We start from the raw sequence: 26,003 nt of genomic DNA on the forward strand, positions 1-26,003 counted from the left end.
GGCGATTGGGACCATCCCCAATACGTGCCCGGCCCGTGGGCCGCAGGATGCGGGTTCGTACCGATCCACGGAAAACCATCGCCTTCCCATGCCCGCACACCACGCCTTCTGGCCCAAGCGCCTGCCGCCCGCCCTCACTCCGCCCGCCACCTCGCTCTGGACCAACCTGGCCGTGAGCGCCCAGCGCTACCCGGACAAGCCGGCGACGGTGTTCTTCGGCACGGCGCTGGGCTACCGGGAACTGGCGCGCACGGCCGAGCGGCTGGCCGCGCACCTGCACGCCCTGGGCGTGCGCCGGGGCGACCGCGTGCTGTTGTGCATGCAGAACTGCCCGCAGCTCGTCGCCGCCCATTTCGCCATCCTGCGCGCCAACGCCGTCGTGGTGCCCGTGAACCCGATGAACCGTGCCGAGGAGCTCAAGCACTACATCACGGACCCGGACGCACGCGTGGCCATCACCACCGCCGATCTCGCGCCCGAGCTGGCCGCCGCCAGCGATGCGCTGCCGCCGGACCGCCGCCTGCAGCACCTCGTGGTCTCCCAGTTCACCGACGCCTTCGACCCGGCTTCGCCCGAGGCCCAGGCCATGCCCGAGGCCTGGCGCGACTGGCTCTGCCCGGTGCGCCCGCTGCCCGTGCTCGAAGGCGGCGCCGTGCATGCCTGGAGCGAGGCCGTGGCCTGCAGCGCCGAGCCGCCGGCCTGCGAGGTGGGCCCGGAAGACCTGGCCGTGCTGCCCTATACCAGCGGCACCACCGGCCTGCCCAAGGGCTGCATGCACCCGCACCGCAGCATCATGCACAACGCCGTCGCCAGCGCGCTCTGGGGCACGGCCACCTCCGAAAGCGTGACCCTGGCGGTGGTGCCCATGTTCCACATCACCGGCATGGTGAGCCTCATGCATTCGTCCATCTATGCCGGCGCCACGCTGGTCATGATGCCGCGCTGGGACCGGGACCTCGCCGGCCGCCTCATCTCCCGCTACCGCGTGACCAACTGGACCAACATCCCCACGATGGTGATCGACCTGATGGCGAGCCCGCGCTTCTCGGAGTACGACCTCTCCAGCCTGGTCTATATCGGCGGCGGCGGGGCCGCCATGCCGCAGGCCGTGGCGCAGCGGCTGCTGGAGCAGTTCGGCCTGCGCTTCTGCGAAGGCTACGGCCTGACGGAGACGGCCGCGCCCTCGCACACCAACCCGCCGGACCACCCCAAGCAGCAGTGCCTGGGCGTGCCGTTCATCAGCACCGATTCGCGCGTGATCGACCCGGACACCCTGCGGGAGGTGCCCGTGGGCGAGCAGGGCGAGATCGTGATACACGGCCCGGGCGTGTTCAGCGGGTACTGGAAGCAGCCTGCCGCCACGGAGACTGCCTTCATCGAGATCGACGGCAAGCGGTTCTTCCGCTCGGGCGACCTCGGCCGCGTGGACGAGGATGGCTATTTCTTCATCACCGACCGCCTCAAGCGCATGATCAACGCCAGCGGCTTCAAGGTCTGGCCGGCCGAGGTGGAGGCGCTTATGTTCCGCCACCCCGCCGTGCAGGAGGCCTGCGTGATCGCCGCGCGCGACAGCTACCGCGGCGAGACGGTGAAGGCCGTGGTGGTGCTGCGGCCATCGCACCGGGGGCAGGTTTCCGAGGCCGACATCATCGCCTGGTGCCGCGACAACATGGCCGTGTACAAGGTGCCGCGCATCGTGCAGTTCGCCGATGCGCTGCCCAAGAGCGGCAGCGGCAAGGTGATGTGGCGGCAGCTGCAGGAGGCGGAACGGGGCGCGGCGCCGGCCACCTCGGAGGCCCCGGCGGCCTGAAAAACACCCGGGAAAAGGGCGGGGCCGGGCGGCCGGTTCAGTGCCCGGTCGCCGGCTGCGCCGGCACGCCCCGGCCGCGGTGCGCCGACACCAGCGTCTGCAGGTCGCGCTCCAGCAGGGCCGGGTCGCCGAGCTGCAGCTCGATCACGCGGCGCAGGTGGGTGGCGCTGTCGAGGTCCATGGTGTGGCCCTGCAGGCCCGCGCAGTGGCCTTCCACGTGCACCAGTTCGCCGGACATCGCGATCTGCTCCTCACCCGCCATCAGGGGAATGGAGAGCGCGCAGGGGGCGCCCGGCGGCAGGGCCTGGCCGGCGGGCAGCTCCAGCAGCGCGCCGCGCAGGGACACGTCCAGCACCTGCACGTCGAAGGTGCCGTGGCCGCTCACGGCAAGGCGCGCGGGCGCCTCGAAGGCGACTCGGACATAGTGGCGGCGTTCATGGGCCATGGTGTTCTCCTGGTGCGCGCGCCACTGCCGGCGCGGCGCCCACGGATGCTACTGCAGCCGGGTTTGCCGCGGCGCAACCGGCCGCTGAAATTCCGGCACCGCGTTCTTCCGGTGCGCGCACGGCATGCCGGGCGGGGGTAAGCTCGCGCCACATGGCGCACATCACGTTTCCCCCTCCCTACCTGCGGCCCGAACAGGTCGCCGACCACCTGCGCAGCACGGGCTACGCCGTGCTGCGGCCCGAGGACACCGCTGCCTGGATCGGCGTGCCGCTCGCGGCGCTGCAGGCGCTGCATGCGGACTGGCCCTCGCTGCCGCCCGATGAATTCCTCAAGGATGGCGGACGCTACCGCCGGCGGCGGCATTCCTGCTTCGTGGCCGACGAGTCCGGACTGCGGCAGGTGCCCCACCGCGCCCACTGGCAGCCGCTGGACTACAACGCCCTGCATGGCGGAATGCAGCGCTGGTTCGCGCCCATGCAGGATGCGACCGTGGCGCAGCCTGCCTGGCAGCAATTGCTGGCTGCGCTGGCCGGCCTGTCGCAGCAGGCGCTGGCGGACGCCCCGGCGCGCTGGTTCCTGGAGGCCCACCAGTTCCGTATCGACACCACCGACGGCATCGGGCGGCCCACGCCCGAGGGCGCGCACCGCGACGGCGTGGACCTCGTGGCCGTGTTCCTGGTGGGGCGCGAGGGGGTGAAGGGCGGCGAGACCCGCATCTTCGAGGCGGCCGGCCCCAGCGGCCACCGCTTCACCCTCAGCGAGCCCTGGTCGCTCATGCTGCTGGACGATGCCCGCATGATCCACGAGACCACGCCCATCCAGCCCCTGGGGGATGCGCCGGGCTACCGCGACACGCTGGTGGTGACCTGCCGGCGCGGCGGGTTCCAGGAAGAGGGCGGGGACAAGGCGGGGGACAAGGCCGCAACAACCCCTGCTGCTTGATGCGAATCAACCCGTGGCCGGCGCATTGCGGCACACTGGTCCCATCGGTTCCACACCACCATCGACGAAGGAGAAGTTCATGTTCAAGCACATCCTCATTCCCGTGGACGGTTCGCCCACTTCCATGATGGCCGTCATCAAGGCGGCCGGCCTCGCCAAGACCTTCGGCTCCCAGGTCACCGCCGTCTACGTGGTGGATCCCTATCCCTTCACCGGCGTGGGCGCGGACTTCGCTTACGGCCAGTCCCAGTACATGAATGCCGCCACCTCGGAGGCCAACACCGCGCTGGACGCCACGCGCAAGGCCCTGGAAGAAGCCGGGGTGGCCGTGACCACCGTGATCGGAGAGGGCCACGCCGTGCACGACGGCATCCTGCGCGCGCTGGAGAGCACCGGCGCCGACCTGATCGTCATGGGCTCCCATGGCCGCCGCGGGCTCGAGAAGCTGGTGCTGGGCAGCGTCACCCAGCGCGTGCTGGGCGTGGTCCACGTGCCGGTGCTCGTCGTGCGCGACTGACGCGCCCCGGCAGCAGCAGCATCGCGCTGCGGCAGATAGCGGCTCCCTCGTGGAGCCGCTTTTTCGTGGGCCCGCGCACGGCGCGATTACCGATACAGGGTTCGGCGGTTTGTTTATGCGTTGGATAATTGTTCCTGGCGGTGGGTGGGGTTTTGTTCATGAATAATCCGGATGCGCTGCGGAGGTATTCTCGGCGCGTTAATTCACCGGAGATGATTTTCCGGTGTTTTTTGCGTGTGCGTAATTTGATTTGCTAGGGAAGGTCTGCACAACACACGCATAAGCGTGCTGACGTCTGAACCTATCGATCTGCAACGCGGCAAAGGCCTGTTTCACCCCAGTTCAAGCGTCCGCGGCTGCGGATTGGCAGCCGAGGTGACCTGCTTGGTGAACTGCGGGCGCACTCATGCCAAGGCAGCCAACAATTTGCGCCGTACCAGCCAGAGATTGGCCAGCGCAAACAGCGTGTGCAATTGCGCGGTGTTCTTGGCCAGTCCTCTGTAGCGTACCTTGGCATGCCCGAACTGGCGCTTGAGCACTCGGAATGGGTGTTCGACCCGCGCCCGGATGCCGGCCTTCACGCGCTCGAGTTGCCGGGTCAAGGCCTCGATCGGTTTGGACGGATCCAGCAGGCGGCGTTTGCCGGGCCGCATGGCGATGTGCCAGCTCACGTCGCGCCTGGAATCAGGACGTTGGCCGGCGCCTTGGTAGCCAGCGTCGGCATAAACATCGAGGTCGCTTGCACGCAGCAGACTGTTGGCCTCGATCACGTCATTGACCGCGCCGCTGGTGCCGCGCACTGTATGCACCAGGCCCGAGTCGGCGTCCACTCCGATGTGGCACTTCATACCGAAGTACCACTGCTGCCCCTTGCGGCTTTGCTTCATCTCCGGGTCGCGCTCGCCGCTGCTGTTCTTGGTCGAGCTGGGTGCTGCGATCAAGGTGGCGTCCACCACCGTGCCGCTCTTGAGCATCATGCCCTTGGCGCTGAGCAGATCGTTGACGGTCTGCAGGATTTGCACCGCCAGCTTGTGCTTCTCCAGCACGTGCCGGAACCGCAGGATCGTGCTCTCGTCGGGCAACCGCTCATCCCAGCCTCCGAGCCCTGCGAACTCACGAAACACCGGCATGTCGTGCAACGCTTCCTCCATGGCCGGGTCGCTCAGCGCGAACCACTGCTGCATGAAATGGATGCGCAGCATGGTCTCGCATGGGAATGGAGGACGTCCCCGCCTGCCTTCGGGTAGGTACGGCGACACCAGGGCCACCAGCTCGGCCCACGGTACGACCTTCTCCATCTCATCCAGAAACTCCCGGCGCCGCGTTCGCTTCGCCGTCATTCCCAAGCCCAGGCTGTGCTGCTTCATGTGCCGTATCGTCTCAGGGCTTCACGTCGATGCCAAGCACGTCGCGGGGCGGTTTATGCAGACCTTCCCTAAGAATCGATGCAAGGAAATTCATGATCGGTAAAAAACACCTCGCCGGACTCGGTGTGCTCGTGGCACTCATGTCCGGCAATGCCTATGCAGTGAATTGCGGAGCTGGGCAGACCAAGCATTACATCAAGGTTTCATCATCCGGCCAGACCGGCTATAAATGGTCTGTCTTTGCGGATCTGGCGGCTGGCAACGGAGTGAAGGTATATCACTGGGAAGAAACCGACAAACCATACGGAAGCAGCACGTATTGGGAATATTGCGATGGCCATGATAATGGCAGGCTTTACGTGTGGATCCATCCCACGGGGGTCAACCAATTCGAGTACCTCAATCTTCCGCTGGGCACGGACCATTGCTTCGAGCTATGGGGGAGCAACAACGTGCTGGTCCCCACGTCGAGAAAGGTCAGCTGCTGACACATTCCGGGCGCTCCCCTGGCCGAGCGCCTGCATCCTGTCCGTGCCGTGTCTCCGGGCTACATCTCCGTCTTCGACCCCATCTCCACCACCGCGTTGTTCGGCAGTTTCAGGAAATCCGCCGCGGAGCTGGCGCTGTGGTGCATCTGGGCGAAGAGCTTCTGCCGCCAGACGGCCATGGCGGCACCCAGCGTGGGAACGACGGTCTCTCGCGCCAGGAAGTAGCTGGTGCGCATGGGATCCAGCAGGCCTTCCAGCTCCCCGGCCTGCTGGAGGGCCCGGGGGATGTCCGGCTCGTCCATGAAGCCGAAGCGGATCCGCACGTTCCAGGCCCCGTCGGCGAGCGGCTGGACAGCCACCTGCTCCCGCAGCGGGATGCGGGGCACATCTCCGGCTTTGACATGGACGAACAGGTTGTGGGCGTGCAGCACCTTGTTGTGCTTGAGGTTGTGCAGCATGGCCCCGGGCACCACGCCGGCATGGGCCGTGAGGAAGACGGCGGTGCCGTCCACGCGGGTGGTTCCGGCCGCGAGGATCGATTGCAGGAAGGGCAGGAGCTCGATCGCCTCGGCGTTCTGGCGCTGGCGCAGCAGTCCGCGGCCGTCGTGCCACGTGGACATGACCAGGTACAGCACACCGGCCATGAGCAGGGGGAACCAGCCGCCTTCAGCGATCTTGAGCGAGTTCGAGGCGAAGAAGGCCACGTCCACGCAGAGGAATGCGCCCGTGGCGGCGATGCATAGCGGCAGCGGCAGCTTCCAGCCATGGCGGATGACGAAGAAGGTCAGCGTGGTGGTGATGACCATGACCAGGCTGACCGAGATGCCGTAGGCCGCGGCGAGGGCGTTGGAGCTGCGGAACGCCACCACGGCCAGCGCCACGCCCGCGAGCAGCGTCCAGTTCACCATGGGCACGTAGATCTGCCCGGATTCGTTCTCCGAGGTATGGCGCACCGACAGGCGCGGCAGGTATCCCAGCTGGATGGTCTGCTTGGCCGCGGAGAATGCGCCGGAGATCAATGCCTGCGACGCGATGACGGTGGCGGCCGTGGCCAGTACCACCATCGGCAGCGTGGCCCAGCCGGGCATCATGAGGAAGAACGGGTTGGCGGCGGCGGAAGGCGTATCCAGCACCAGTGCCCCCTGGCCGAGGTAGTTGAGCGTGAGGCAGGGCATGACCAGCAGGAACCACGCCAGCCGGATGGGCCGGGCGCCGAAATGCCCCATGTCCGCATAGAGCGCCTCCGCGCCGGTCACGCACAGGAAGACCGCGCCCAGCGTGATGAACGCGATGCCGTAGTGATCCAGGCAGAACGCCAGCGCGTGGTGGGGCAGGAGCGCGGTCAGGACCTCCGGGCGCGCGGCGATGTGGGGAATGCCTGCGAGCCCCAGGCATGCGAACCACACGAGCATGGCGATGCCGAAGAACCGCCCGAGCCGCGCCGTTCCCCACCGCTGGGCGAGGAACAGCGCGAGCAGCACGGTGAGCGAGATCGGCAGGATGTACGGCGTGGCCCGCGTGGTGACGACCTCCAGGCCCTCGACGGCCGACAGCACTGAGATCGCAGGCGTGATGACGCCATCGCCGAAGAACAGCGCGACTCCGAAGACACCGAGGGTCATCAGGGCCCGTTTCAGCCGGGGCTGGTCCTGCACCGACTGCGTGGCCAGGGCCAGCAGCGCCATCAGGCCCCCCTCGCCATGGTTGTCGGCCCGCATGATCAGGGCCACGTACTTGACCGAGACGATCACGGTCAGTGTCCAGAAGAAGAGCGAGAGGATGCCGATCACGTTCGCCGGCGTGATCTCCAGCCGGCCGGCGGCGAACACCTCCTTGAAGGCGTAGAGCGGCGAGGTGCCGATGTCTCCGTAAACCACCCCGATCGCGGCGATCGTGAGCGCGGTGAGCGAAGTCGGCGTTTTCGTGTCTGCCATGGCGGATGGGAAAGTGTCTGGGTCGGCGACGGGTGGACAGGACCGCATCAGAACACATTTCGACACATCATGGCAGAGCCATGAGGAGGGCAATCTTCCCCAGGGGCTGCGAGCGGGGACCCGACGGCCAGGTAAGGCACGGCCGTGGCCGACCGGTGGGTCGGGCCCTCCAGGCGGACGGGGGCGGGTGCCGCCCGCCAGGGCGGGGGGCGGCCCCGGCCCCTTACTCGATCTTCGCGCCGGACGCCTCGACGATGCCCTTCCACTTGGCATAGTCCGCCTTGATCAGGGCGGAGAACTGCGCGCTGGTCATCGTTTCGGCCTCGGCGCCCTGGGCCTGGATGGCGGCGCGCATGTCGGGCTGGGCGAGCAGCTTGTTGACCTCGGTGTTGATGGTGGTCACCACGTTGGCGGGCGTGCCGGCGGGGGCGAGGATGCCGTACCACGAACTCACGTCGAAACCCTTGTAGCCGGACTCGGCCACGGTGGGCACGTCGGGCAGGGACGAACTGCGCTTGATCGAGGTGACGGCCAGCGGGCGCAGCTTGCCGGACTTGATCTGCGCCATGGCGGACGGCACGGAGGACACGAGCAGGTCCACGTTGCCGGCCAGCGCGTCCATCAGTGCCGGGTTGGAGCCCTTGTAGGGGATGTGGCTGAGCTTGATGCCCGCGGCCTTCTCGAACAGGTCGCCCGCCAGGTGGATGGTGGTGCCGTTGCCGGGCGAGCCGTAGGTGATCTTGCCGGGCTCGGCGCGCGCTGCGGCCACCACGTCGGCCAGCGTCTTGAAGCGCGAGTTGGCGCCCGTGGCGATGATCACGGGCGTATAGGCCACGTGGGCGATGGCGACGAGATCCTTCGTGGGGTCCCACGGCAGGTTCTTGTAGAGGTAGGGCGCGACGACGAGGTTGTCCTTCTGGCCCATGACGAGGTCGTAGCCCGTGGGCGCGGCCTTCACGGCCTCGGTGATGCCGATGGTGCCGCCCGCGCCGGCACGGTTGTCGGGCACCACGGTCCAGTGCAGCGTCTCCGTCAGCTTGGTCGCCACGAGGCGGGAGAGGATGTCGGTGCCGCCGCCGGGCGGGAAGGGCACGATGAGGCGCACCGGCTTGGCCGGGTAGGCGGCGCCCGCGGGCGCGGAGGCGGCCGGCGCGGTCTGGGCCATGGCGGTGCCCAGCGCGAAGGCGAGGGCGGTGAACGAAATCAGCGAACGGATCATGGGTGCTTGTCTCCGGGAAAGGAACGCCTGCTGCGGACGGACAGGTGGCCTAGTTTCTCATGCACGGGGCGCTCAGGCCTCGCGCACGTCGGCCACCGGCGCGTCGCCGAAATCGGGCCGCGCGAGCCAGGCCAGCACGCGCGCCGCGGCCTCGTCGGGCGAGGTGAGCATGCCGGTCGCCTTCAACTGGGCGAAGTTCTGGACATCGGGGAACGCCCCGGGGTCGGCGCCGCGCAAATGGACCTGCATGTCCGTGTCGATCACGCCGGGTGCCAGCGAGCACACCCGGGCGCCTCCGGACTGCCGTGCCTCGTCCAGCGCCAGGCACCGCGTGAAATGGTCCATGCCGGCCTTGGCCGCGCAGTAGGCCGATTGCGAGGCCATCGGCCGCCGCCCGAGGCCGGAGGAAATGTTGAGCACCTTGCGCGGCACGCCCCAGCCGCGCGTGGCGGCCAGGAACGCGGCGGTGAGCTGCATGGGCGCCTCCAGCCCGATGCGCAGCGCGCTGGCGAGATCGGCCGGGTCGCTGTCGGCCAGCGGGGCGATGCGCGGCACCACGCCTGCGTTGTTGATGAGGGTGGCACTGGCGTAGCGGCTGGCCGGCTGGCTTTCCAGCCAGGCACGCAGCCGCGCGGCGGCCTGGGCGCCATCGGCGAGGTCCTGCGGCCATTGCGCCAGCGGCATGCCGGCGTGCCGCGCGACGTCTTCCAGTTCGCTGCTCGTGCCGCGCGACAGGGTGACGAGCGCATGCCCGCCCTGCAGCAACTGCCGGGCCATGGCCAGGCCCATGCCGCGCGAGGCGCCGGTGAGAACGACCAGGGGCATCGGCCCGGGCGCGGCCGCGAAGCTGGGGGAGGAAGAGGGGGAAGCGGAGGTGTCCTGCATGGTGTCGCGATGGTACTGCGGCATGGCGATCAGAACGGCGCCGGCAGGTCGAAGGCGAGCGGCGTTCCGGTGCGCGGATGGGCGAAGGCGATGTGCTGCGCATGCAGCAGCAGCCGCGGCGCGAGCGCCTGAATGGCAGGCGGGGCGTAGAGCGTGTCGCCGAGGATGGGTTGGTCCACGGCCGCCATGTGCACGCGCAACTGGTGCGTGCGGCCGGTCACGGGCTCCAGCAGCACGCGCAGAGTGCCTTCCGTCGCCCGCCAGGTTACGGCACCGTCCCCGGGCGCGGCGGGACGCCAGCGCGTCAGGCTGGCCTTGCCGCCCGGGGCGCCGTGCGGGACCACGACGCGCAGCGGCCGGCGCTCCCAGTCGGCGGCGATGGGCAGGTCGATCTCCCGCCAGGCCGCGCCGTCCCCGGCCGGGTGCGGGGCATGTACGACCGCGACATAGCGCTTGTGCACCTGGCGCGCGGCGAAGGCGTCGCCAAGCGCGCGCTGGGCCTGGGCGTGGCGCGCCATGACCACGATGCCGGAGGTGGCCTGGTCGAGCCGGTGCACGATGCAGGCACCGGGCCAGTGCAGGGCGGCGCGGGCGCTCAGGCAGTCCTGCTTGTCCGGACCGCGGCCGGGCACGCAGAGCAGGCCGGAAGGCTTGGCCAGCACCAGCAGGTCATCGTCCGCATGCAGGCAGGCAGGGGACGCGCCGGGATCGGCGTCGGCATCGGCCGGTGCCTGCGCCGGCAGGGCCGCGCTCACGCCGGACCGCCGTGGACCAGGCGGTCCACCGTGGCGCACAGCTCGTCCACATCGTTGGGCTTGTGGATCAGCGCGCTCGCGCCTTCGGCCAGCGCATCGCGCTCGATCTCCGCCGTCACGTGCCCCGAGGCGAGCGCCACGGGCAGGTCGGCGCGGATGCGCTTGGCCTCGCGCACCAGGTCCACGCCGCAGTAGCCGGGCATGTTGTAGTCGGTCACGACCAGATCGTAGGCCTGCGGGTCCGCGCCCAGCGCCACGGCGGCCTCGCGCGGGTCCGTGAATCCGGTCACGCGGTAGCCGCGGCGGCGCAGCAGGCGCTGCACGAGGAAGACCAGGGCCTGGTCGTCGTCCACGTACATCACGTGGCGCTGGCGTTCGTCGGGCACGCCTGCGGCAGGCGCGGCGGGGCTGGCCGCCCCGGCCGCCGGTGCGGTATCGCCCGCGGGCGCGGCGGCTGGCGCCGGTGCGGCTTCGGCCTCCGCCGCCGGGAAATACAGTGTGAAGCGGCTGCCCTCGCCGGGCGCGCTCTGCACGTCCACCGCGCCGCCGTGGGTGCGCATCACGCCGTGCACCACGGCCAGTCCCAGTCCCGTGCCCTGGCCGACGGGCTTGGTGGTGAAGAACGGCTCGAAGATGCGCAGCTGCGTGGCGGCATCGATGCCGGGGCCGTTGTCCACCACGCTGATGGCCACGTACTCGCCGGGCGGCAGTGCGAGGCGCTCGCACAGGCGGTGGTCGGGCTGCATGGCCGACGCCTCCACGCACACCGTGCCGCGCGCATCGCCAAGGGCATGGATGGCATTCGTGCACAGGTTCAGCAGGGCCTGCTCCACCTGGGTGGCATCGGCCAGCAGGGCGGGCAGATCGCGGTCCAGGTGCAGGCGCAACTCGATGGCCGGCGGCAGGGTCACGCGCAGCAGGCGCTCGGTGTCGTGGATGGCCTCGGCCACCGGCACGGCGGTGCGCCGGGGCGGCTCGTTGCGGCTGAAGGTGAGGATCTGCCGGACGAGGTCGCGCGCGCGCCGGCCGGCCTTCTCGATCTCCCGCAGGCTCTCCAGCACCGGTGAGCCGGCAGCGCAGTCCGCCTTGGCCAGTTCCACGTTGCCGAGGATGGCGCTCAGGATGTTGTTGAAGTCGTGCGCGATCCCGCCGGCCATGGTGCCCACGGCCTGCATCTTGTGGGATTCGCGCAGCTGCGCCTCCAGTTCGTTGCGGTGCGCCTCGGCCTTCTTGCGGCCGGTGAGGTCGCGTGCGAACACGGTGGTGGTCTCGCCCTCGGCATGCCGCTCGAAGGACACGCTCACCTCCACCGCCAGCTCCTTGCCGCTGGCGGTGAGCGCCACCATCTCGCCGAGCACGGCCTGGGTGGCCAGCTGGGCGAAGGCCAGGGCCTGGACGGCATCGGGCAGGAAGCGGTCGAGCGGGCTGCCCAGCGCGTCGGCCGTGGCGCACTGGAACAGGGCTGCGGCCGTGGGGTTGAAGACGGTGATGCGCTGGTTCTGGTCCACGCAGATGATGGCGTCCAGCGCGGAGTTGATGACGGCCTCCAGGCGGCGCTCGCTGGCGTACAGCTGGGCGTTGCGCTCCTGCAGGGCCGTGGCGCTGTGCTGCAGTGCGCGGCGCTCGGCCACCAGCGGGCCCTGGTCCACCACGGCGCAGAGGAACTGCCACTGCTCCGGTGCGCCATCGGCCTGGGGGGCCTCGATGCGCGCGATGTACAGGTCGCCCGTGATGCCCGCGTCTCCGTCGCCGATGGGGAACAGCACCTCGCTGGCCTCGCCGTGCCCATGGTCCCGGGCCTGCTCGAACGTGGCGCGCACGCGGGCGGCATCCGCCGCGCTGACGAAGGGCATGAGCGAGGTCAGGGGGCGGTCGGACTCGGTGGGCTGGAACCAGCGGTGCGCCATCGAATTGGCCTGCACCACCATGTCGTGCTCGTCCAGCACCATGAGCGCCAGCGGCACGCTGGCGAACAGCGTCTCGAATCGTTCGGATGCGCTCTCCGCGGCGGTCTGGCTGTAGCGCAGCACCTTGTTCTGCACCTCCAGCTCGGCCTGGTAGGCGCGCAGTTCCGCGATGAGCGCGGCCACGGGGCCTTCCGGGTGGGGCGGCTGGCGGCGGTGGCCGCCGCCCTCGCCGGACGGCACGGCGGGCTCGCCGGCCGTGCCCGCAGGCTCGCCGCCGGACGCGGCCCCGCGGTCATCCTCCGGGTCGGGTGGCAGCAGGAAGGACAGGTCGGGGCGGCTCATGGGCGGCTCGGGCGGCCCGGCGGTTCATGCCGGGCGGTGTGCGGAACGCGGCGGTGCCGCGGGCGAGCCTTTCAGTGTACGCGCCCCTGCAACGGTACAGCGGCGCGGCCATGGTCCGGGCAGGGCGGTGGGCCGGTCAGGGCGCGGCGTCCTGCATGCGGCGCATCGGCGTGGCCACCGCCGCCAGGGCGGCCAGCAGCACCAGGGTGCCGCCGCAGAGCAGGAAGAGCCGGCCCGGCGGCACGACCTGCAGCAGCCAGCCCGTCGCCGCCGCGGCCACCGGCTGCAGGCCCATGAAAATGAACATGAACAGGCCCATGGTGCGCCCGAGGAGCGCGGGCGGCACGCGCTGCTGGATCCACGTGAACAATCCGACCTGCATGAAACCGCCCAGCAGGCCCACGCTGCCCAGGAGCAGAGCCCCCTGCCAGACTGCCGAGATGCTTCCCAGCGGCGCGATCAGCAGGCCCGCCACGGCATCCACCGCCAGCAGGGTGGTGCCCAGGTTGACGAGCCGCAGGCGCGGAAGCGCGCCCGCTGCCACCATGCCCGCCAGCGTGCCCGCGCCGTGCATGCCCACCAGGATGCCGAACGCGGCGGCGCCGAGCTGCGGCTGGCCGTGGGTGAGCACGGGCAGGGCGATCTGCGTCGGTCCCATCACCAGGATCGACAGCAGCCCCCAGTACAGGAAGCAGGTGCGCAGCGGCCGGTCGCGCCAGGCATGGGAAAGACCCTGGGCGACGGCCGCCAGCACCGCGCCCCCGCCCGGAACCGCTCCAGGCGCGGGTGCATGCAGCCGCACCCGGCCGAGCATCCATGCGGACACCACGAAGCTGAGCGCGTCCACCGCGAAGGCGAAGCCGATCCCCGTGCGGTCCGCCGCCTTCGTGCCCGCGCCGCCGAAGCCCGCGATCAGCAGGCCGGCGAGCAGCGGGCCCACGGACATGCCGACCTGCCGCAATCCCATGCCGATGCTGTTGGCCGCATGCAACTGCGCCCGGCCCACCACGCGCGGCGTGATGGAGGTAGCGGCCGGGATGCTGAACGCGGTGGAGATACCGAGCGCCAGCGACAGCGCGTAGAGCGCCCAGAGCGGGCAGTGGCCTGCCAGTACCAGTGCGGCCAGCAGCCCGGTCAGCGCGGCGTTCAGCCAGCGCGTCAGGCGCAGCACCCGCAGCGGCGAATGCCGGTCCACGATGGCACCGCCCACGAGGATGAAGACGGCGCGGGGCACGCTCATGAGGGCCAGCACGGTGCCCAGCACGCGCGTGTCGTCCGTGGTCTGCAGCACCAGCCAGGGCATGGCGATCAGCGAGAACTGGTCACCCAGCAAGGACAGCGCCGAGCTGGCCGTGAGCCAGCGGAAGCCGGCGTTGCGCGACAGCGGCGTGCCGGGCGGCAGGGGCGCGGAGGATGGGGAATTCGATTCAGTAGCCATGGCCCCGACTGTGAAGCCTCACGTTGCGTGAGGGTCAAGCGGGCCCTGGCGCCTGTTGTGCGAATGCCTGCGCGGATTCCAGGTAGGCGCGCGCCACCTCGCTCAAGGGGGTGCCCGCGCGCAGCAGGGGCTCGCTGGCCGCGGCCGTGAGCAGCCTGCGCCGCAATTCCGGGTCCCGGCATGTCAGAGTGTCCAGCAGCTCGCTCCAGCGACGGCACGCGGCCCGGGCCTCAGCGCTGTCCGGCGGTACCTGCCGTGCGACCAGGGCCTGCACTTGCGCATCGAGCGCCGCCCAGTCCGTGTAGGGAACGTGCCCCAGGCGGTACAGGTCCGGCAGGTCGATGTAGCGGGTGAGCAGCGCCACGCGCAACTGGATGGCGGATTCGATGTAGGCGATCATGTCGCCGGAAGGCGCATGGTTGCGGCCCTGGGTGCCCGGCTCGGTGCGGAACATGTGGCCCCAGCGGTCCAGCAGCGCCATGTCGCCGTCCATCCAGTGCAGCATCAGCCCCATCCATCGGTAGGCCAGCCGCTGCACCTCCGGATCCTGGGGCGGCAGGCCGCGGTCCATCGCGGCGCGCACGAGGTCGCGTACCACGGTCCAGTCGGCCTCGATGCGTTTCCAGTTGCCGAAGATCTTCTGGAGCTCGGCGGCGCTGAAATACTTGCCGTACGTGCCCATCAGGGCCAGCGTCTCCAGCCAGTCCCCCATGCCGGGCGCAGGGCCGGCCACCAGCCCGTTGCGCAACAGGGTCAGCCGGCCGCGCAGCTCGGTGGCCTGGGTGATCTGCCGGTCCAGCGCCTGGATCTGCTGCGCGATGATGGACTCAGGGTCCGGACCCCCGCCCTGCAGCAGGCCTGCGATGTCGCCGAGCGCCAGGCCGAGGTGGCGCAGGGTCTGGATGGCATGCAGCCGCTGCACGTCCGCCTCGCTGTAGAGGCGGTAGCCGGATTCCGAGCGCGCGGAGGGCCGCAGCAGCCCGATCTCGTCGTAATGGTGCAGCGCGCGCACCGTCAGGCCGGTGCGCCGGGCCAGCTCGCCCACCCGCAGCCGCTGCATGGCACGCGCTCCGCTCAGCGGCGCACGGAGACCAGTTCGACCTCGAAGCGCAGCGTGGCATTGGGCGGAATCACGCCGCCGGCGCCGGCCGCACCGTAGGCGATGGCGGGCGGGCAGGTGAGGCGGGCCTTGCCGCCCGGCTTCATGCGCTGCACGCCTTCGGTCCAGCAGGGGATCACGCGGTTGAGCGGGAATTCGGTGGGCTCGCCGCGCTTGTAGGAGCTGTCGAACTCCTTGCCGTCCAGGAACGTGCCGCGGTAGTGCACCTTCACCACGTCCGTGGCCTTGGGCGATTCGCCCGTGCCTTCCTTGATCGACTCGTACACCAGGCCGCTGGCGGTGGTGACGGGTGCCGGTGCGGCAGCGGCCGAAGCGGCGGGTGCAGCGGGTGCGGCAGGGGCGGCGGTCGGCTTCTGTGCGCAGGCGGTACCGGCCAGCAGGACGGCGGCGAGAGCGGGCAGGAAGGTCTTCTTCACGGTTCGGGTCTCCGGTCAAAAGACGCGATGGTAGCCGGCCTGCGCCGCCGGGCATCGCTGCCGGCGTGCACAGGCACGGTCCACGCTCTGGCTCCGGCTCTGGCTCACGCGAAGTCGGACACCGGCACGCAGCTGCAGAACAGGTTGCGGTCGCCGTAGACGTTGTCCACCCGGCCCACGGGCGACCAGTACTTGGCCTGCCGCAGCGCCGCGACCGGATAGGCCGCCGCCTCGCGCGGGTAGGGATGCGTCCACTCGCCGCCCAGCAGGCTGTGCGCGGTGTGGGGCGCGTTCTTGAGCGGGTTGTCGTCCTGCGGCCACTCGCCCTGCTCGATGCGGCGGATCTCGCCGCGGATGGCGATCATCGCGTCGATGAAGCGGTCCAGCTCGGCCAGCGTCTCGCTTTCGGTGGGCTCCACCATGAGCGTGTTGGGCACGGGGAAGGAGAGCGTGGGCGCGTGGAAGCCGTAGTCGATCAGCCGCTTGGCGACGTCCTCGGCCATCACGCCGCTGGTCTCCTTGAAGCCGCGCAGGTCCAGGATGCACTCGTGCGCCACATGGCCGTTGGCGCTCGCGTACAGCGTGGGATAGTGGTCCTTCAGGCGCGCGCTGATGTAGTTGGCCGAGAGGATGGCCGTCTCGGTGGCGGCGCGCAGGCCGTCCGGGCCCATCATGCGGATGTACATCCAACTGATCGGCAGCACCGCGGCATTGCCCAGCGGGGCGGCACTGACAGCCCCCACGCTACCCACTGCGTGTGGTTCGCTGCCCCCCAGGGGGGCCTTCGCCAGCTTGGGGCGGCCCGGCGCTGGCTCAAGCGCACCTTGTGCGCCAGCAGTGGCATGGCCCGGCAGGTAGGGCACGAGGTCTTCCACCACGCAGACGGGGCCGACGCCGGGGCCGCCGCCGCCGTGCGGGATGCAGAAGGTCTTGTGCAGGTTCAGGTGGCTCACGTCGCCGCCGAAGGCGCCGGGCGCGGCCACGCCCACCATGGCGTTCATGTTGGCGCCGTCCACGTACACGCGGCCGCCGTGGCGGTGCACGAGCTGGCAGAGTTCCTTCACCTGCGTCTCGAACACGCCGTGCGTGCTGGGGTAGGTGATCATCACGCAGGCGAGCTTCTCGGCATGCTGCTCGCACTTGGCGCGCAGGTCGTCCATGTCGACGTTGCCGTTCGCATCGCAGGCCGTCACCACCACCTGCATGCCCACCATCTGGGCGCTGGCCGGGTTGGTGCCGTGCGCGCTGCTCGGGATCAGGCAGATGTTGCGGTGGCCCTGGCCCTGCGCCGCATGGTAGGCACGGATGGCCAGCAGGCCCGCGTATTCGCCCTGCGACCCGGCGTTGGGCTGCAGGCTGATGCCGGCGTAGCCCGTGGCCTGGCAGAGCCAGGCGCGCAGTTGCTCGTCGAGCTGGCGGTAGCCTTCCAGCTGGTCGGCGGGCGCGAACGGGTGCACCTGCGCGAATTCCGGCCAGGTGATCGGGATCATCTCGCTCGTGGCGTTCAGCTTCATGGTGCAGCTGCCCAGCGGGATCATGCTGCGGTCGAGCGCCAGGTCCTTGTCCGAGAGCTGGCGGATGTAGCGCAGCATGCCCGTCTCGGAATGGTGGGTGTTGAACACCGGGTGCGTGAGGAAGGCGCTCTTGCGAAGCAGTTCTGCAGGGATCAGCGGGTTCACGCCATCCGCGAAATCCTCGATGCGGGGCAGGGCCTGCCCGTCGGTGGCGAAGATCGACCAGAGCAGTTCGATGTCGGCCCGGGTCGTGGTTTCGTCGAGCGAGATGCAGAGGTAGTCGTTCCAGGCCACGCGCAGGTTGGCGCCGCGCTCCACGGCGCGCGCCAGCAGCGCGCCGGTCTGCTCTTTCGTGTGCAGGCACAGCGTGTCGAAGGCCGACTCGTGGTGGTGCGCGGTATGGCCGAGCGCCACGAGGCCCTTGGCCAGGATGGCCGTGAAGCTCGCCACGCGCTGTGCGATGCGCTTGAGGCCTTCGGGCCCGTGGTAGACGGCATACATGCTGGCGATCACCGCCGGCAGCACCTGCGCCGTGCAGATGTTGGAGGTGGCCTTCTCGCGGCGGATGTGCTGCTCGCGCGTCTGCAGCGCGAGGCGGTAGGCCGGCTGGCCGTGCGCGTCCACGCTCACGCCCACGAGGCGGCCGGGCAGCGAGCGCTTGAAGTCGTCGCGGCAGGCCATGAAGGCGGCATGCGGGCCACCCGCGCCCATCGGCATGCCGAAGCGCTGCGTGCTGCCCACGACGATGTCCGCGCCCCATTCGCCGGGCGGCACCAGCAGCGTGAGCGCCAGCAGATCGGCGCACACGATCGCGGCAGCCTGCTTCGCGTGGATCTTCTCCACGTCGGCGCTCCAGTCGGCGAGCCAGCCGCTGCTGGCAGGGTACTGGATCACGGCGGCGAAGAAGTCGCCCTCGATCGCGGCGTTCCATTCGGCCTCGGAGTCCGCCACCACCACCGTGATGCCCAGGGGTTCGGCACGCGTGCGGATCACCTCGATGGTCTGCGGATGCGTGTCGCCCGAGACGACGAGCGTCTGGCTCTTCGACTTGACGGAGCGCTTGGCGAGTGTCATGGCCTCGGCCGCGGCCGTGGCTTCGTCCAGCATCGAGGCGTTGGCGATGGGCATGCCCGTGAGGTCGCACACCATCGTCTGGAAGTTGACCAGGGCCTCCATGCGGCCCTGCGAGATCTCGGCCTGGTAGGGCGTGTAGGCGGTGTACCAGGCGGGGTTTTCCAGGATGTTGCGCAGGATCACGCCCGGCGTGTGCGTGCCGTAGTAACCCTGGCCGATGAAGCTGCGCAGCACGCGGTTCTTCGAGGCGATGGCCTTGAGTTCCGCGAGCGCCACCGCCTCGGTCGTGGCGGGCGGCAACTCCATCGGCGCAGTGCGGGCGATGGAGCGCGGCACGATGCTCTCCACCAGCGCCGCGCGCGAGGCCTCGCCGATGGCCGAGAGCATGCGCTGTTCGTCCGCGGCATCGATGCCGATGTGGCGGGGCTGGAATTCGGCGGCGTTTTCAAGCGCGCCAAGCGGCGGGAAGGTGGGCGTCGGCATGGGGAGGGTCCCGTTCAGCGGGCGGGGAAGGGAAAGGAAAAAGGAAAAAGGAAAAGGGTGCGCGGCGTCGGGCGGAGCGCCGCGCACCGGCGCGGGGCTCAGCTGTTCTTGGCGAACTCGGTGTAGGTCGTCTCGTCCATCAGCGATGCGAGCTGCGACGGATCGGAGAGGCGCACCTTGAAGAACCAGCCCGCGCCCAGCGGGTCGGAGTTGGCGAGCGCGGGGTCGGCGCGCAGCTCCTCGTTCACCTCCACGATCTCGCCGGACACGGGCATGTACACGTCGGCGGCGGCCTTCACCGATTCGACGACGCCGGCCACCTCGCCCTGCGCGAAGGTCTTGCCCACCTCGGGCAGATCGACGAACACCACGTCGCCCAGCGCGTCCTGCGCATGGACGGTGATGCCGACGACGGCGGCGCCGGCATCGGCGGCGTTGATCCACTCGTGGTCGCGGGAATACTGGATGGTCATGGGGGCTCCTGGATGAGAAAGTGGGTGTCCGCCGGGGCGGACGAAAACAGGGAAGAAAAGAAATCCCTCGGCAGGGAATGGCGACTGTAGCCGCGGGCCGCGGCCTTTTTCAGCCGCGGTGGTAGCGCGGCGGCAGGAAGGGCAGGGCGCACACTTCCATCGGCACGGCCTTGCCGCGCACGATGGCGTGCACCACGGTGCCGAGTTCGGCGAACGCCGGGGCGACGTAGCCCATCGCGATGGGCTGGTTCACGCTCGGGCCCAGCAGGCCGCTGGTCACCTCGCCGATGGCCGCGCCCTCGGGGCTCTGCAGGGCCGTGTGCTCGCGCACCGGCACGCGCTCGCGGGCGACGAGGCCCACGCGGCGGCGCGCGAGCCGGGCCGGGTCGTCGATCTGCGCCAGCACCTGGTCCGCGCCGGGAAAGCCCCCCGCGCGCGCGCCGCCCGTGCGGCGCACCTTCTGGATGGCCCAGTTCAGCGCGGCCTCGGGCGGTGTGGTGGTGGTGTCGATGTCGTTGCCGTAGAGGCACAGGCCCGCTTCGAGCCTGAGGGAATTGCGCGCGCCCAGGCCGATGGGCTTCACCTCGGGCTGGGCCAGCAGCGCGCGGGCCAGCGCCTCGGCCTGGGAGGCGGGCACGGAGATCTCGAAACCGTCCTCGCCCGTGTAGCCGCTGCGGGTCACGAAGCAGTCGCAGCCGGCGATCTCGAAGCGCCCGCCGGTCATGAACACCAGCGCGGCGGTGGCGGGCGCGAGGCGTGCCAGCGCCGCGGCGGCCTGCGGGCCCTGCAGCGCCAGCAGGGCCTGCTCGGGCATCGGCACCACCTCGCAGCGGTGGCCGATGCGCGCCTGGATGTGGGCGATGTCGCCGGCCTTGCAGGCGCCGTTGACGATCACGAACAGGTCGTCGCCCCGGTTCACGAACATCAGGTCGTCGATGATGCCGCCCGCGTCGTTCAGCAACAGGCCGTAGCGTTGTTTTCCGACGCCGAGGCCGATCACGTCCACGGGCACCAGGGTCTCGAACGCGGCGGCGGCGTCGGCGCCCACGAGGCGCAGCTGGCCCATGTGCGAGACGTCGAACAGCCCGGCGGCCTGCCGCGTGTGCAGGTGCTCGGCCATCAGGCCGGCGGGGTACTGCACGGGCATGGAATAGCCCGCGAAGGGCACCATGCGGGCGCCGAGTTCGAGATGCAGCGCGTGCAGGGGCGTGGAAAGCAGGGCGGAGGGGGAGGCGTCGGCGGACATGGGCGGGCTTTCGGGCAAGGGCAATGGGGCACGCGCGGCGCCATCGGTGCGCCACGCGATCTGCCCGCTGTCCGCTTTACCTGAGAGATTCACGCCGCCTGGGCGCTCGCGGACATCGCGGCGCCCGGGTGGGGCTTGCTCCTTCGGTGGACCCGCACGGGGCGGGCCTCTCTCCAGCCGGGGGAACGCCCGCATCCCTGCGGGCGCCTTGCCAGTCCTTTTGCCTGAGCGTTCGGGAATCCCCTGCGCCTTCGGCGGCGCCGGCGGCCCGTTGCGGGCGCGGCGCTCTCTCCTGACGGGGCGGATTCTAACGGCAGCGCGCGGGGGGCGGGGTCGTTCGCGCGGATGTTTTCCGATCCTGGTGCCAAGCACCCCGGCCGGCGGTAACCGGCCGGGGCCTTGCCCGTTGCGTGCGCCCGGGTAAGGGCGTCCCGTGGCGGAAAGTATGCGGGGCGGGGCGCCGATGGATTTTTTGAATTTGCGGGGAATGGGCGCTGCTGCAGAAAATTCTTCTGCCGCCGCGCGGCCACGCGCACAATGCATCCATGGACCGCATCGACCGAAGAATCCTGGCCGTCCTGCAGGCCGACGCGCGCGCGAGCCTGCAGGAAATCGGGCAGGCCGTGGGCCTGAGCCCATCGCCGTGCTGGGGCCGCATCCGCAAGATGGAAGAGGCCGGCGTGATCGAGGGCTACACCGTGCGCCTCAACGCCCAGGCGCTCGACCTGGCCGATACCGTGCTCGTGCAGGTCACGCTCGACAGCCATTCCGACAACACCCTGGAGAAGTTCGGCGAAACGCTCGCGAGCATTCCCGAGGTGATCGAGGCGCACCTCGTCTCCGGCGACTACGACTACCTGCTGCGCGTGGTGGTCAAGGACACGCGCGACTACGAGCGCCTGCTGCGCGAGAAGCTCTACCGCATCAAGGGCATTCGCCACAGCCGCTCCAGCTTCGTGCTGCGCACGCTCAAGAAGGCCGATCTGCCGCTGCGCACGGACTGAATCGGGCCTTTTGGGAGCCGGGGATGCTCCATGTCGCCGTATTTGCTATGTTGTTCGCTATTAAATAAGTAGCATCTGGCGGTGGACGAGTTCAGCCGAGCAGCAGCGCGTCGTCCGCCAGCTTCTCGCCGCGCACGGTCTCGAACATGCGCAGCAGGTCGGGCACGTCCAGGCGGCTGCGCTCCTCGCCCGACACGTCCAGCACCACCTGGCCCTGGTGCAGCATCACCGTGCGGTCGCCCACGTCCAGCGCCTGCCGCATGCTGTGCGTGACCATCATCGCCGTGAGCCGGCTCTCGGCCACGATGCGCGCGGTGAGCTGCAGCACGAAGTCGGCCGTGCGCGGGTCGAGGGCGGCGGTGTGTTCGTCCAGCAGCAGGATGCGCGAGGGCTGCAGCGCGGCCATGAGCAGGCTCACGGCCTGCCGCTGCCCGCCCGAGAGCAGGCCGATGCGGTCCGCCAGGCGGTTCTCCAGCCCCAGGCCCAGCGTGGCGAGCCGCTCGCGGAAGAGGGCGCGGTCGGTCGCCTTCACGGCGCCGCGCAGGCCCCGGCCCGCGCCGCGCTGGCGGGCCAGCGCCATGTTCTCCTCGATGGTGAGGTCTTCGCAGGTGCCGGCCATGGGGTCCTGGAAGACGCGCGCCACGCGCGGCGCGCGCTCCCACACGGGCAGGCGCGTGACGTCCTCGCCGTCGATGGCGATGCGGCCCGCGTCCACGCCCAGGTCGCCCGAGATGGCGTTGAGGAAGGTGGATTTGCCGGCCCCGTTGGAGCCGATGACGGTGACGAACTGCCCGGCCGGGATGTCCAGTGACATGCCGCGCAGCGCGCGCGTCTCGATCGGTGTGCCGGGGTTGAAGGTGATGTGCAGGTCTTGTGCGCTCAGCATGGTGCGTGTCCTTTCAACGGCGCGAGGCCCGCTTGCGCCGCAGCTGCGGGATCACCAGCGCGATGGTCACCAGCACGGCCGTGACGAGGTTCAGGTCCTGCGCCTTCAGGCCGATGAAATCGCTGTTGAGCGCCGCCGCGATGAAGAAGCGGTACACGATCGCGCCCACGATCACCGCCAGCGTGGCCCAGGCCAGCCGCCGCGAGGGCAGGAGGCTCTCGCCCACGATCACCGCCGCCAGCCCGATCACGATGGTGCCGATGCCCATCGAGATGTCGGCGCCGCCCTGGGTCTGCGCGAAGAGCGCGCCGGCCAGCGCCACCAGCGCGTTCGATACCGCCATGCCCAGCAGCACCATCGCGCCGGTGTTCACGCCCTGGGCGCGCGCCATGCGCGCGTTCGAGCCCGTGGCGCGGATCGCCAGGCCCTTCTCGGTGGCGAAGAACCAGTCCATGAACAGCTTGGCCGCCACGATCATCACGGCCAGCAGCAGCGGCCGCGCGACGTAGTCGGCCATGCCCCCCGGCTGGAGCTGCGTGAACAGCGTGGGCTCGGTGATGAGGGGCACGTTGGGCCCGCCCATGATGCGCAGGTTGATCGAATAGAGCGCAATCATTATCAGGATGCTGGCGAGCAGGTCCATGATCTTCAGGCGCACGTTGAGCCAGCCCGTGACGAGGCCCGCCGCCGCGCCCGCGGCCGTCGCGGCCACCGTGGCCACGGCCGGGCCGTGGCCGCCCGCGATCAGCACGGCGCAGACGGCGCCGCCCAGCGGGAAACTGCCGTCCACCGTCAGGTCGGGAAAGCGCAGCAGGCGGAACGAGATGAAGACGCCCAGCGCGACGAGGCTGAAGATCAGCCCGATCTCGATGGCGCCCAGGAAAGAGAACAGGGACATGGCGCGGCGTAAAAACGGCGTGGAGGGAGGAAAGCGCCCTCGCCGCCACCGCGCCGCGGCGGCCCGCGGGCAGGGGGATGGCGAGGGCGGGGAGGGGGCGCGTGCGCCCCCCGGGCGTCAGCGGACGACCTGCGCGGCCGACTTCACCAGCGCGTCGGACAGCTTCACGCCCTGTTTCTCGGCGGCACCGGGGTTCACGAAGAGCTCCATCTTCGTGCTGATCTCTGGCTTGATGTCGCCGGGCTTCTCGCCCTTGAGGATGCGCACCACCATGCGGCCCGTCTGCTCGCCCAGGTCGCGGTAGTTGATGCCGTAGGCGGCGATGGCGCCGCGCTTCACGCTGTCGGTGTCCGCGGCCACCAGCGGCAGCTTGGCCTCCTGGCCCACCTTCACCAGCGCCTCGTAGGCCGAGACCACGTTGTTGTCGGTGCCGGTGTAGATCACGTCGGCCTTGCCCACGAGGCTGCGCGCGGCGGCGCCCACGTCCACCGAGCGCGGCGCGGCGGCCTCCACCAGGGTCATGCCCAGCTTGGGCAGCAGGGTCTTGAGCTCCTTCACCACCACGGCGGAGTTCGCCTCGCCGGGGTTGTAGACCACGCCCACGCGCTTGGCGCCGGGCACCACCTGCCGGACCAGCTCCATCTGCTTGTCGAGCGCGAGCACGTCGGACACGCCGGTCACGTTGGTTTTGGAGGGCTCCCAGTTCGCTACCAGCTTGGCGGCCACCGGATCGGTCACGGCGGAGAACACCACCGGCACGTTCTTGGTGGCGGCCACCACGGCCTGCGCGGAGGGTGTGGCGATGGCCACGATGGCATCGGGCTGGTCACCCACGAACTTGCGCGCGATCTGCGCGGCCGTGCCGGTGTTGCCCTGGGCGCTCTGGTACTGCCACTTGAGCGTCTTGCCCTCTTCGTAGCCGGCGGCCTGCAGGCTGGCCTTCACGCCGTCGCGGATCGAGTCCAGTGCCGGGTGCTCGACGATGGCCGTCACTGCCACGGACTTGGGGGTGGAGGCCTGCTGGGCCAGGACGGCCGGCGGGGTGCCGGCGACGACAGCCGCCACGGCCAGCGCGAGAGCGCCCCAGGGCGCGCCAAACGAATGCTTCATGCTCGAAATTTCCTGTCCGCCCGGCCGCGCGGGGCGCGCCATGGGCGGTGGCGTGCACGGGCGGCCCGAAGGCGGCCCGCCGGTGTGATCGTCCCTGCAGAGATGGACCAGACGCGTGCAGGGACGGAGGCCGCTGCCTGGAGCCCGGGAGTCTAGCGACTGTGTCGCCCGCGGGCTCGCACGCGTGCCCCGATGGCGCAGCGCGGCGGTGCGGAATCCCCGTGGCGGGCCGCCGGTTCGCTGGTTCTGCGGCGCGTGTTCGGCGCCCGGATCCGGGGTCGCGCGAGCGCAGGGTTTGTTTGCCCAGCGCCGGGTCGGTCCATCGAACTTCACGGGATTGCGCAACTTTCTTGCTTTCCTGATCTGCAAGGTCAATAAGAGATGAACTGGTTCAGGAAATTACTGCTGGGTCGTGAAATTGTGGAGGCTCCAGTACGGGTCTGTAGACCGGGTTTTTAGGTCATTTCTATCGTATTCAGGGTGTGTCAGTGCTTCCGGAAGCTCCTCGAAACTTCCACGTAGATCGCTTGGGATATATGTAAATCAATAAGTTATGGGGTTGAAGGGCGCGAGTCTGGAAGCTTGGATAAGTTCCCTTCTCTGGTAAGTGTTAGCGTTATGAATAGTGAGAAATTCCGTAATGAGGAATTTCAAGAAATTGAAATATTATTGCAACGCTTTTGTGGTTGAGACTACTTGGCGAGGCGCTGGGCCGAGCTGATGTTTCATTGCGGGATGGGCTGCGTCCTGCATGGCGGCAGCGGTCTGCCGGTCGGATAGCGGTTCCAACAGCCGAAGGAGGTGAAATGACTCTGACAATCGAGCGCAACGCGTTGCAACGTCGCGATGAGGTACTGGCTTCCAAACTGCGTGCCCTCATCTCCGGCCCGCAAACGGGATTTCTCATGGAGGCGCACAACGGACTGTCCGCGCGCATCGTGGCGGAGGCCGGCTTCAAGGGGATCTGGGCATCGGGCCTGTCGATCTCCGCTTCGCTGGGCGTGCGCGATGCCAACGAGGCGTCCTGGACCCAGACGCTGGAGGTGGTGGAATTCATGACCGACAGCACCGATCTGCCCGTGCTGCTGGACGGCGACACGGGGTATGGCAACTTCAACAGCGTGCGCCGCCTCGTGCGCAAGCTGTGCCAGCGCAATGTGGCGGGCGTGTGCCTGGAGGACAAGATCTTTCCGAAAACGAACTCCTTCATTGGTGAAAGCCAGGAGCTTGCGGATCCGGACGAGTTCGCAGGAAAGATCAAGGCCGCCAAGGACAGCCAGCTCAACGATGCGTTCTGCATCGTTGCGCGTGTCGAGGCGTTGATTGCCGGACGAGGCCTGACGGAGGCCCTCAAGCGGGCAGAGAAGTACCACGCGGCCGGGGCGGATGCGATCCTCATCCATTCGAAAAAGAGCGATGCTGCCGAGATCCTGCAGTTCGCAGAGCATTGGCAGGACCGGGGCCCCCTGATCATCGTTCCGACCATGTACTACGCGGTGCCGACGGAGCGCTTCATCGACGCAAAGATCGCCGCGATCATCTGGGCCAACCACAACCTGCGCGCCTCGGTGGCGAGCATGAGGCGCGTTTGCGAGACCATCTACCGCGAGCGATCGCTCAAGGACATCGAGAACGATCTGCCGCGGGTCAAGGAGATCTTCGATCTCGTCGAGCAGGATGAACTCACGCAGGCCGAGCATCGCTACCTGCCCCGCGGGAATGCCCTGG

At 69.5% G+C, this 26,003-nt stretch carries 21 protein-coding genes, 1 pseudogene and 2 riboswitches; of the genes and pseudogenes, 6 read left to right on the plus strand and 16 right to left on the minus strand.

All coding sequences use genetic code 11. From position 1 onward, the window contains the following. The first annotated feature begins 88 nt into the window (after positions 1–88). Entirely contained in the window at positions 89–1,810 is a 1,722-nt protein-coding gene (locus tag ACAV_RS10380; protein WP_013594526.1) for a long-chain fatty acid--CoA ligase, read from the plus strand. A 37-nt stretch (positions 1,811–1,847) separates the two neighbouring features. Here the strand turns inward: ACAV_RS10380 and ACAV_RS10385 are convergent, their stop codons facing one another. Then, positions 1,848–2,255 carry a PilZ domain-containing protein gene (locus ACAV_RS10385; protein ID WP_013594527.1) on the minus strand — a complete coding sequence of 136 codons (408 nt, stop codon included), beginning with the start codon at positions 2,253–2,255 and terminating at the stop codon, positions 1,848–1,850. Positions 2,256–2,407: 152 nt separating this feature from the next. On the opposite strand from ACAV_RS10385, the gene ACAV_RS10390 reads away from it, so the two are divergent. Together ACAV_RS10390 and ACAV_RS10395 are read left to right on the plus strand one after the other, a co-directional pair. Continuing rightward, positions 2,408–3,199, plus strand: coding sequence for a 2OG-Fe dioxygenase family protein (locus tag ACAV_RS10390; RefSeq protein WP_013594528.1), 792 nt, complete (start codon positions 2,408–2,410; stop codon positions 3,197–3,199). 79 nt (positions 3,200–3,278) lie between these two features. Then, positions 3,279–3,716: a universal stress protein gene (locus ACAV_RS10395; protein ID WP_013594529.1), complete on the plus strand. Its 438-nt coding sequence runs from the start codon at positions 3,279–3,281 to the stop codon at positions 3,714–3,716. 404 nt (positions 3,717–4,120) lie between these two features. Here ACAV_RS10395 and ACAV_RS10400 read toward each other — a convergent pair whose 3' ends face one another. Next, positions 4,121–5,083, minus strand: a complete 963-nt coding sequence (locus tag ACAV_RS10400; RefSeq protein WP_013594530.1) for an IS5 family transposase — start codon at positions 5,081–5,083, stop codon at positions 4,121–4,123. Between the two features lie 92 nt (positions 5,084–5,175). Between ACAV_RS10400 and ACAV_RS24605 the strand changes: the two genes are divergently transcribed. After that, positions 5,176–5,571, plus strand: a complete 396-nt coding sequence (locus ACAV_RS24605; protein WP_013594531.1) for a hypothetical protein — start codon at positions 5,176–5,178, stop codon at positions 5,569–5,571. A 59-nt stretch (positions 5,572–5,630) separates the two neighbouring features. Here the strand turns inward: ACAV_RS24605 and ACAV_RS10405 are convergent, their stop codons facing one another. From ACAV_RS10405 to gcvT, 11 genes are all read right to left on the minus strand, one after another. Next, positions 5,631–7,505 (minus strand): potassium transporter Kup, encoded by a 1,875-nt coding sequence (locus ACAV_RS10405; protein ID WP_013594532.1) that lies wholly within the window; start codon positions 7,503–7,505, stop codon positions 5,631–5,633. Positions 7,506–7,728: 223 nt separating this feature from the next. Next, a complete protein-coding gene (locus ACAV_RS10410; RefSeq protein ID WP_013594533.1) occupies positions 7,729–8,724 on the minus strand; it encodes a Bug family tripartite tricarboxylate transporter substrate binding protein in 996 nt (331 codons plus the stop codon). 72 nt (positions 8,725–8,796) lie between these two features. Further along, positions 8,797–9,549 carry an SDR family NAD(P)-dependent oxidoreductase gene (locus ACAV_RS10415; RefSeq protein WP_041829131.1) on the minus strand — a complete coding sequence of 251 codons (753 nt, stop codon included), beginning with the start codon at positions 9,547–9,549 and terminating at the stop codon, positions 8,797–8,799. 89 nt (positions 9,550–9,638) lie between these two features. Then, a complete protein-coding gene (locus tag ACAV_RS10420) occupies positions 9,639–10,364 on the minus strand; it encodes an RluA family pseudouridine synthase (RefSeq protein ID WP_013594535.1) in 726 nt (241 codons plus the stop codon). Beyond that, entirely contained in the window at positions 10,361–12,613 is a 2,253-nt protein-coding gene (locus tag ACAV_RS10425; RefSeq protein WP_013594536.1) for a PAS domain-containing hybrid sensor histidine kinase/response regulator, read from the minus strand. Before ACAV_RS10425 ends, ACAV_RS10420 begins: the two co-directional genes overlap by 4 nt. 136 nt (positions 12,614–12,749) lie before the next feature. Further along, positions 12,750–14,051, minus strand: a complete 1,302-nt coding sequence (locus ACAV_RS10430; protein WP_013594537.1) for an MFS transporter — start codon at positions 14,049–14,051, stop codon at positions 12,750–12,752. 34 nt (positions 14,052–14,085) lie between these two features. After that, positions 14,086–15,111, minus strand: a complete 1,026-nt coding sequence (locus ACAV_RS10435) for a MerR family transcriptional regulator (RefSeq protein WP_013594538.1) — start codon at positions 15,109–15,111, stop codon at positions 14,086–14,088. Positions 15,112–15,125: 14 nt separating this feature from the next. Further along, positions 15,126–15,587, minus strand: coding sequence for an FKBP-type peptidyl-prolyl cis-trans isomerase (locus ACAV_RS10440; RefSeq protein ID WP_013594539.1), 462 nt, complete (start codon positions 15,585–15,587; stop codon positions 15,126–15,128). 104 nt (positions 15,588–15,691) lie between these two features. Continuing rightward, positions 15,692–18,658, minus strand: coding sequence for an aminomethyl-transferring glycine dehydrogenase (gene gcvP, locus ACAV_RS10445; RefSeq protein WP_013594540.1), 2,967 nt, complete (start codon positions 18,656–18,658; stop codon positions 15,692–15,694). A gap of 98 nt (positions 18,659–18,756) precedes the next feature. Next, entirely contained in the window at positions 18,757–19,131 is a 375-nt protein-coding gene (gene gcvH / locus ACAV_RS10450) for a glycine cleavage system protein GcvH (RefSeq protein WP_013594541.1), read from the minus strand. Between the two features lie 109 nt (positions 19,132–19,240). Continuing rightward, complete coding sequence (gcvT, locus tag ACAV_RS10455) at positions 19,241–20,377, minus strand: glycine cleavage system aminomethyltransferase GcvT (RefSeq protein ID WP_013594542.1); 1,137 nt, start codon at positions 20,375–20,377, stop codon at positions 19,241–19,243. A 57-nt stretch (positions 20,378–20,434) separates the two neighbouring features. Continuing rightward, a riboswitch (glycine riboswitch) is annotated at positions 20,435–20,564 on the minus strand. A 19-nt stretch (positions 20,565–20,583) separates the two neighbouring features. Beyond that, a riboswitch (glycine riboswitch) is annotated at positions 20,584–20,682 on the minus strand. Positions 20,683–20,922: 240 nt separating this feature from the next. Here gcvT and ACAV_RS10460 point away from each other — a divergent pair. Beyond that, complete coding sequence (locus ACAV_RS10460; RefSeq protein ID WP_013594543.1) at positions 20,923–21,381, plus strand: Lrp/AsnC family transcriptional regulator; 459 nt, start codon at positions 20,923–20,925, stop codon at positions 21,379–21,381. A gap of 91 nt (positions 21,382–21,472) precedes the next feature. Here the strand turns inward: ACAV_RS10460 and ACAV_RS10465 are convergent, their stop codons facing one another. The 3 genes from ACAV_RS10465 to ACAV_RS10475 form a co-directional block, all read right to left on the minus strand. Next, the gene (locus ACAV_RS10465) at positions 21,473–22,267 is read right to left on the minus strand and encodes an ABC transporter ATP-binding protein (RefSeq protein ID WP_013594544.1); all 795 of its coding nucleotides are present in this window, start codon (positions 22,265–22,267) and stop codon (positions 21,473–21,475) included. A gap of 13 nt (positions 22,268–22,280) precedes the next feature. Further along, on the minus strand, positions 22,281–23,165 hold the full coding sequence (locus ACAV_RS10470; protein ID WP_013594545.1) for an ABC transporter permease: 885 nt from the start codon (positions 23,163–23,165) through the stop codon (positions 22,281–22,283). Positions 23,166–23,282: 117 nt separating this feature from the next. Continuing rightward, positions 23,283–24,275 (minus strand): ABC transporter substrate-binding protein, encoded by a 993-nt coding sequence (locus tag ACAV_RS10475; RefSeq protein WP_013594546.1) that lies wholly within the window; start codon positions 24,273–24,275, stop codon positions 23,283–23,285. Between the two features lie 806 nt (positions 24,276–25,081). On the opposite strand from ACAV_RS10475, the pseudogene aepX reads away from it, so the two are divergent. Next, positions 25,082–25,996 (plus strand): annotated as a pseudogene (gene aepX / locus ACAV_RS10480) (phosphoenolpyruvate mutase); the annotation flags it as partial. Positions 25,997–26,003 lie beyond the last annotated feature (7 nt).

The organism is Paracidovorax avenae ATCC 19860, assembly GCF_000176855.2.
GTDB classification, from domain to species: Bacteria; Pseudomonadota; Gammaproteobacteria; order Burkholderiales; family Burkholderiaceae_C; genus Paracidovorax; species Paracidovorax avenae.

What these genes read in the sequence shown, in the direction of transcription:
- gcvT (WP_013594542.1), bottom strand. Translation starts at nt 20,377, where the DNA reads ATGTCCGCCGACGCCTCCCCCTCCGCCCTGCTTTCCACGCCCCTGCAC.
- gcvP (WP_013594540.1), bottom strand. Translation starts at nt 18,658, where the DNA reads ATGCCGACGCCCACCTTCCCGCCGCTTGGCGCGCTTGAAAACGCCGCC.
- ACAV_RS10405 (WP_013594532.1), bottom strand. Translation starts at nt 7,505, where the DNA reads ATGGCAGACACGAAAACGCCGACTTCGCTCACCGCGCTCACGATCGCC.
- ACAV_RS10385 (WP_013594527.1), bottom strand. Translation starts at nt 2,255, where the DNA reads ATGGCCCATGAACGCCGCCACTATGTCCGAGTCGCCTTCGAGGCGCCC.
- ACAV_RS10390 (WP_013594528.1), top strand. Translation starts at nt 2,408, where the DNA reads ATGGCGCACATCACGTTTCCCCCTCCCTACCTGCGGCCCGAACAGGTC.
- ACAV_RS10425 (WP_013594536.1), bottom strand. Translation starts at nt 12,613, where the DNA reads ATGAGCCGCCCCGACCTGTCCTTCCTGCTGCCACCCGACCCGGAGGAT.
- ACAV_RS10465 (WP_013594544.1), bottom strand. Translation starts at nt 22,267, where the DNA reads ATGCTGAGCGCACAAGACCTGCACATCACCTTCAACCCCGGCACACCG.
- ACAV_RS10460 (WP_013594543.1), top strand. Translation starts at nt 20,923, where the DNA reads ATGGACCGCATCGACCGAAGAATCCTGGCCGTCCTGCAGGCCGACGCG.
- ACAV_RS10435 (WP_013594538.1), bottom strand. Translation starts at nt 15,111, where the DNA reads ATGCAGCGGCTGCGGGTGGGCGAGCTGGCCCGGCGCACCGGCCTGACG.
- ACAV_RS10410 (WP_013594533.1), bottom strand. Translation starts at nt 8,724, where the DNA reads ATGATCCGTTCGCTGATTTCGTTCACCGCCCTCGCCTTCGCGCTGGGC.
- ACAV_RS10415 (WP_041829131.1), bottom strand. Translation starts at nt 9,549, where the DNA reads ATGCCCCTGGTCGTTCTCACCGGCGCCTCGCGCGGCATGGGCCTGGCC.
- ACAV_RS10470 (WP_013594545.1), bottom strand. Translation starts at nt 23,165, where the DNA reads ATGTCCCTGTTCTCTTTCCTGGGCGCCATCGAGATCGGGCTGATCTTC.
- ACAV_RS10430 (WP_013594537.1), bottom strand. Translation starts at nt 14,051, where the DNA reads ATGGCTACTGAATCGAATTCCCCATCCTCCGCGCCCCTGCCGCCCGGC.
- ACAV_RS10395 (WP_013594529.1), top strand. Translation starts at nt 3,279, where the DNA reads ATGTTCAAGCACATCCTCATTCCCGTGGACGGTTCGCCCACTTCCATG.
- gcvH (WP_013594541.1), bottom strand. Translation starts at nt 19,131, where the DNA reads ATGACCATCCAGTATTCCCGCGACCACGAGTGGATCAACGCCGCCGAT.
- ACAV_RS10400 (WP_013594530.1), bottom strand. Translation starts at nt 5,083, where the DNA reads ATGAAGCAGCACAGCCTGGGCTTGGGAATGACGGCGAAGCGAACGCGG.
- ACAV_RS10475 (WP_013594546.1), bottom strand. Translation starts at nt 24,275, where the DNA reads ATGAAGCATTCGTTTGGCGCGCCCTGGGGCGCTCTCGCGCTGGCCGTG.
- ACAV_RS10380 (WP_013594526.1), top strand. Translation starts at nt 89, where the DNA reads ATGCCCGCACACCACGCCTTCTGGCCCAAGCGCCTGCCGCCCGCCCTC.
- ACAV_RS24605 (WP_013594531.1), top strand. Translation starts at nt 5,176, where the DNA reads ATGATCGGTAAAAAACACCTCGCCGGACTCGGTGTGCTCGTGGCACTC.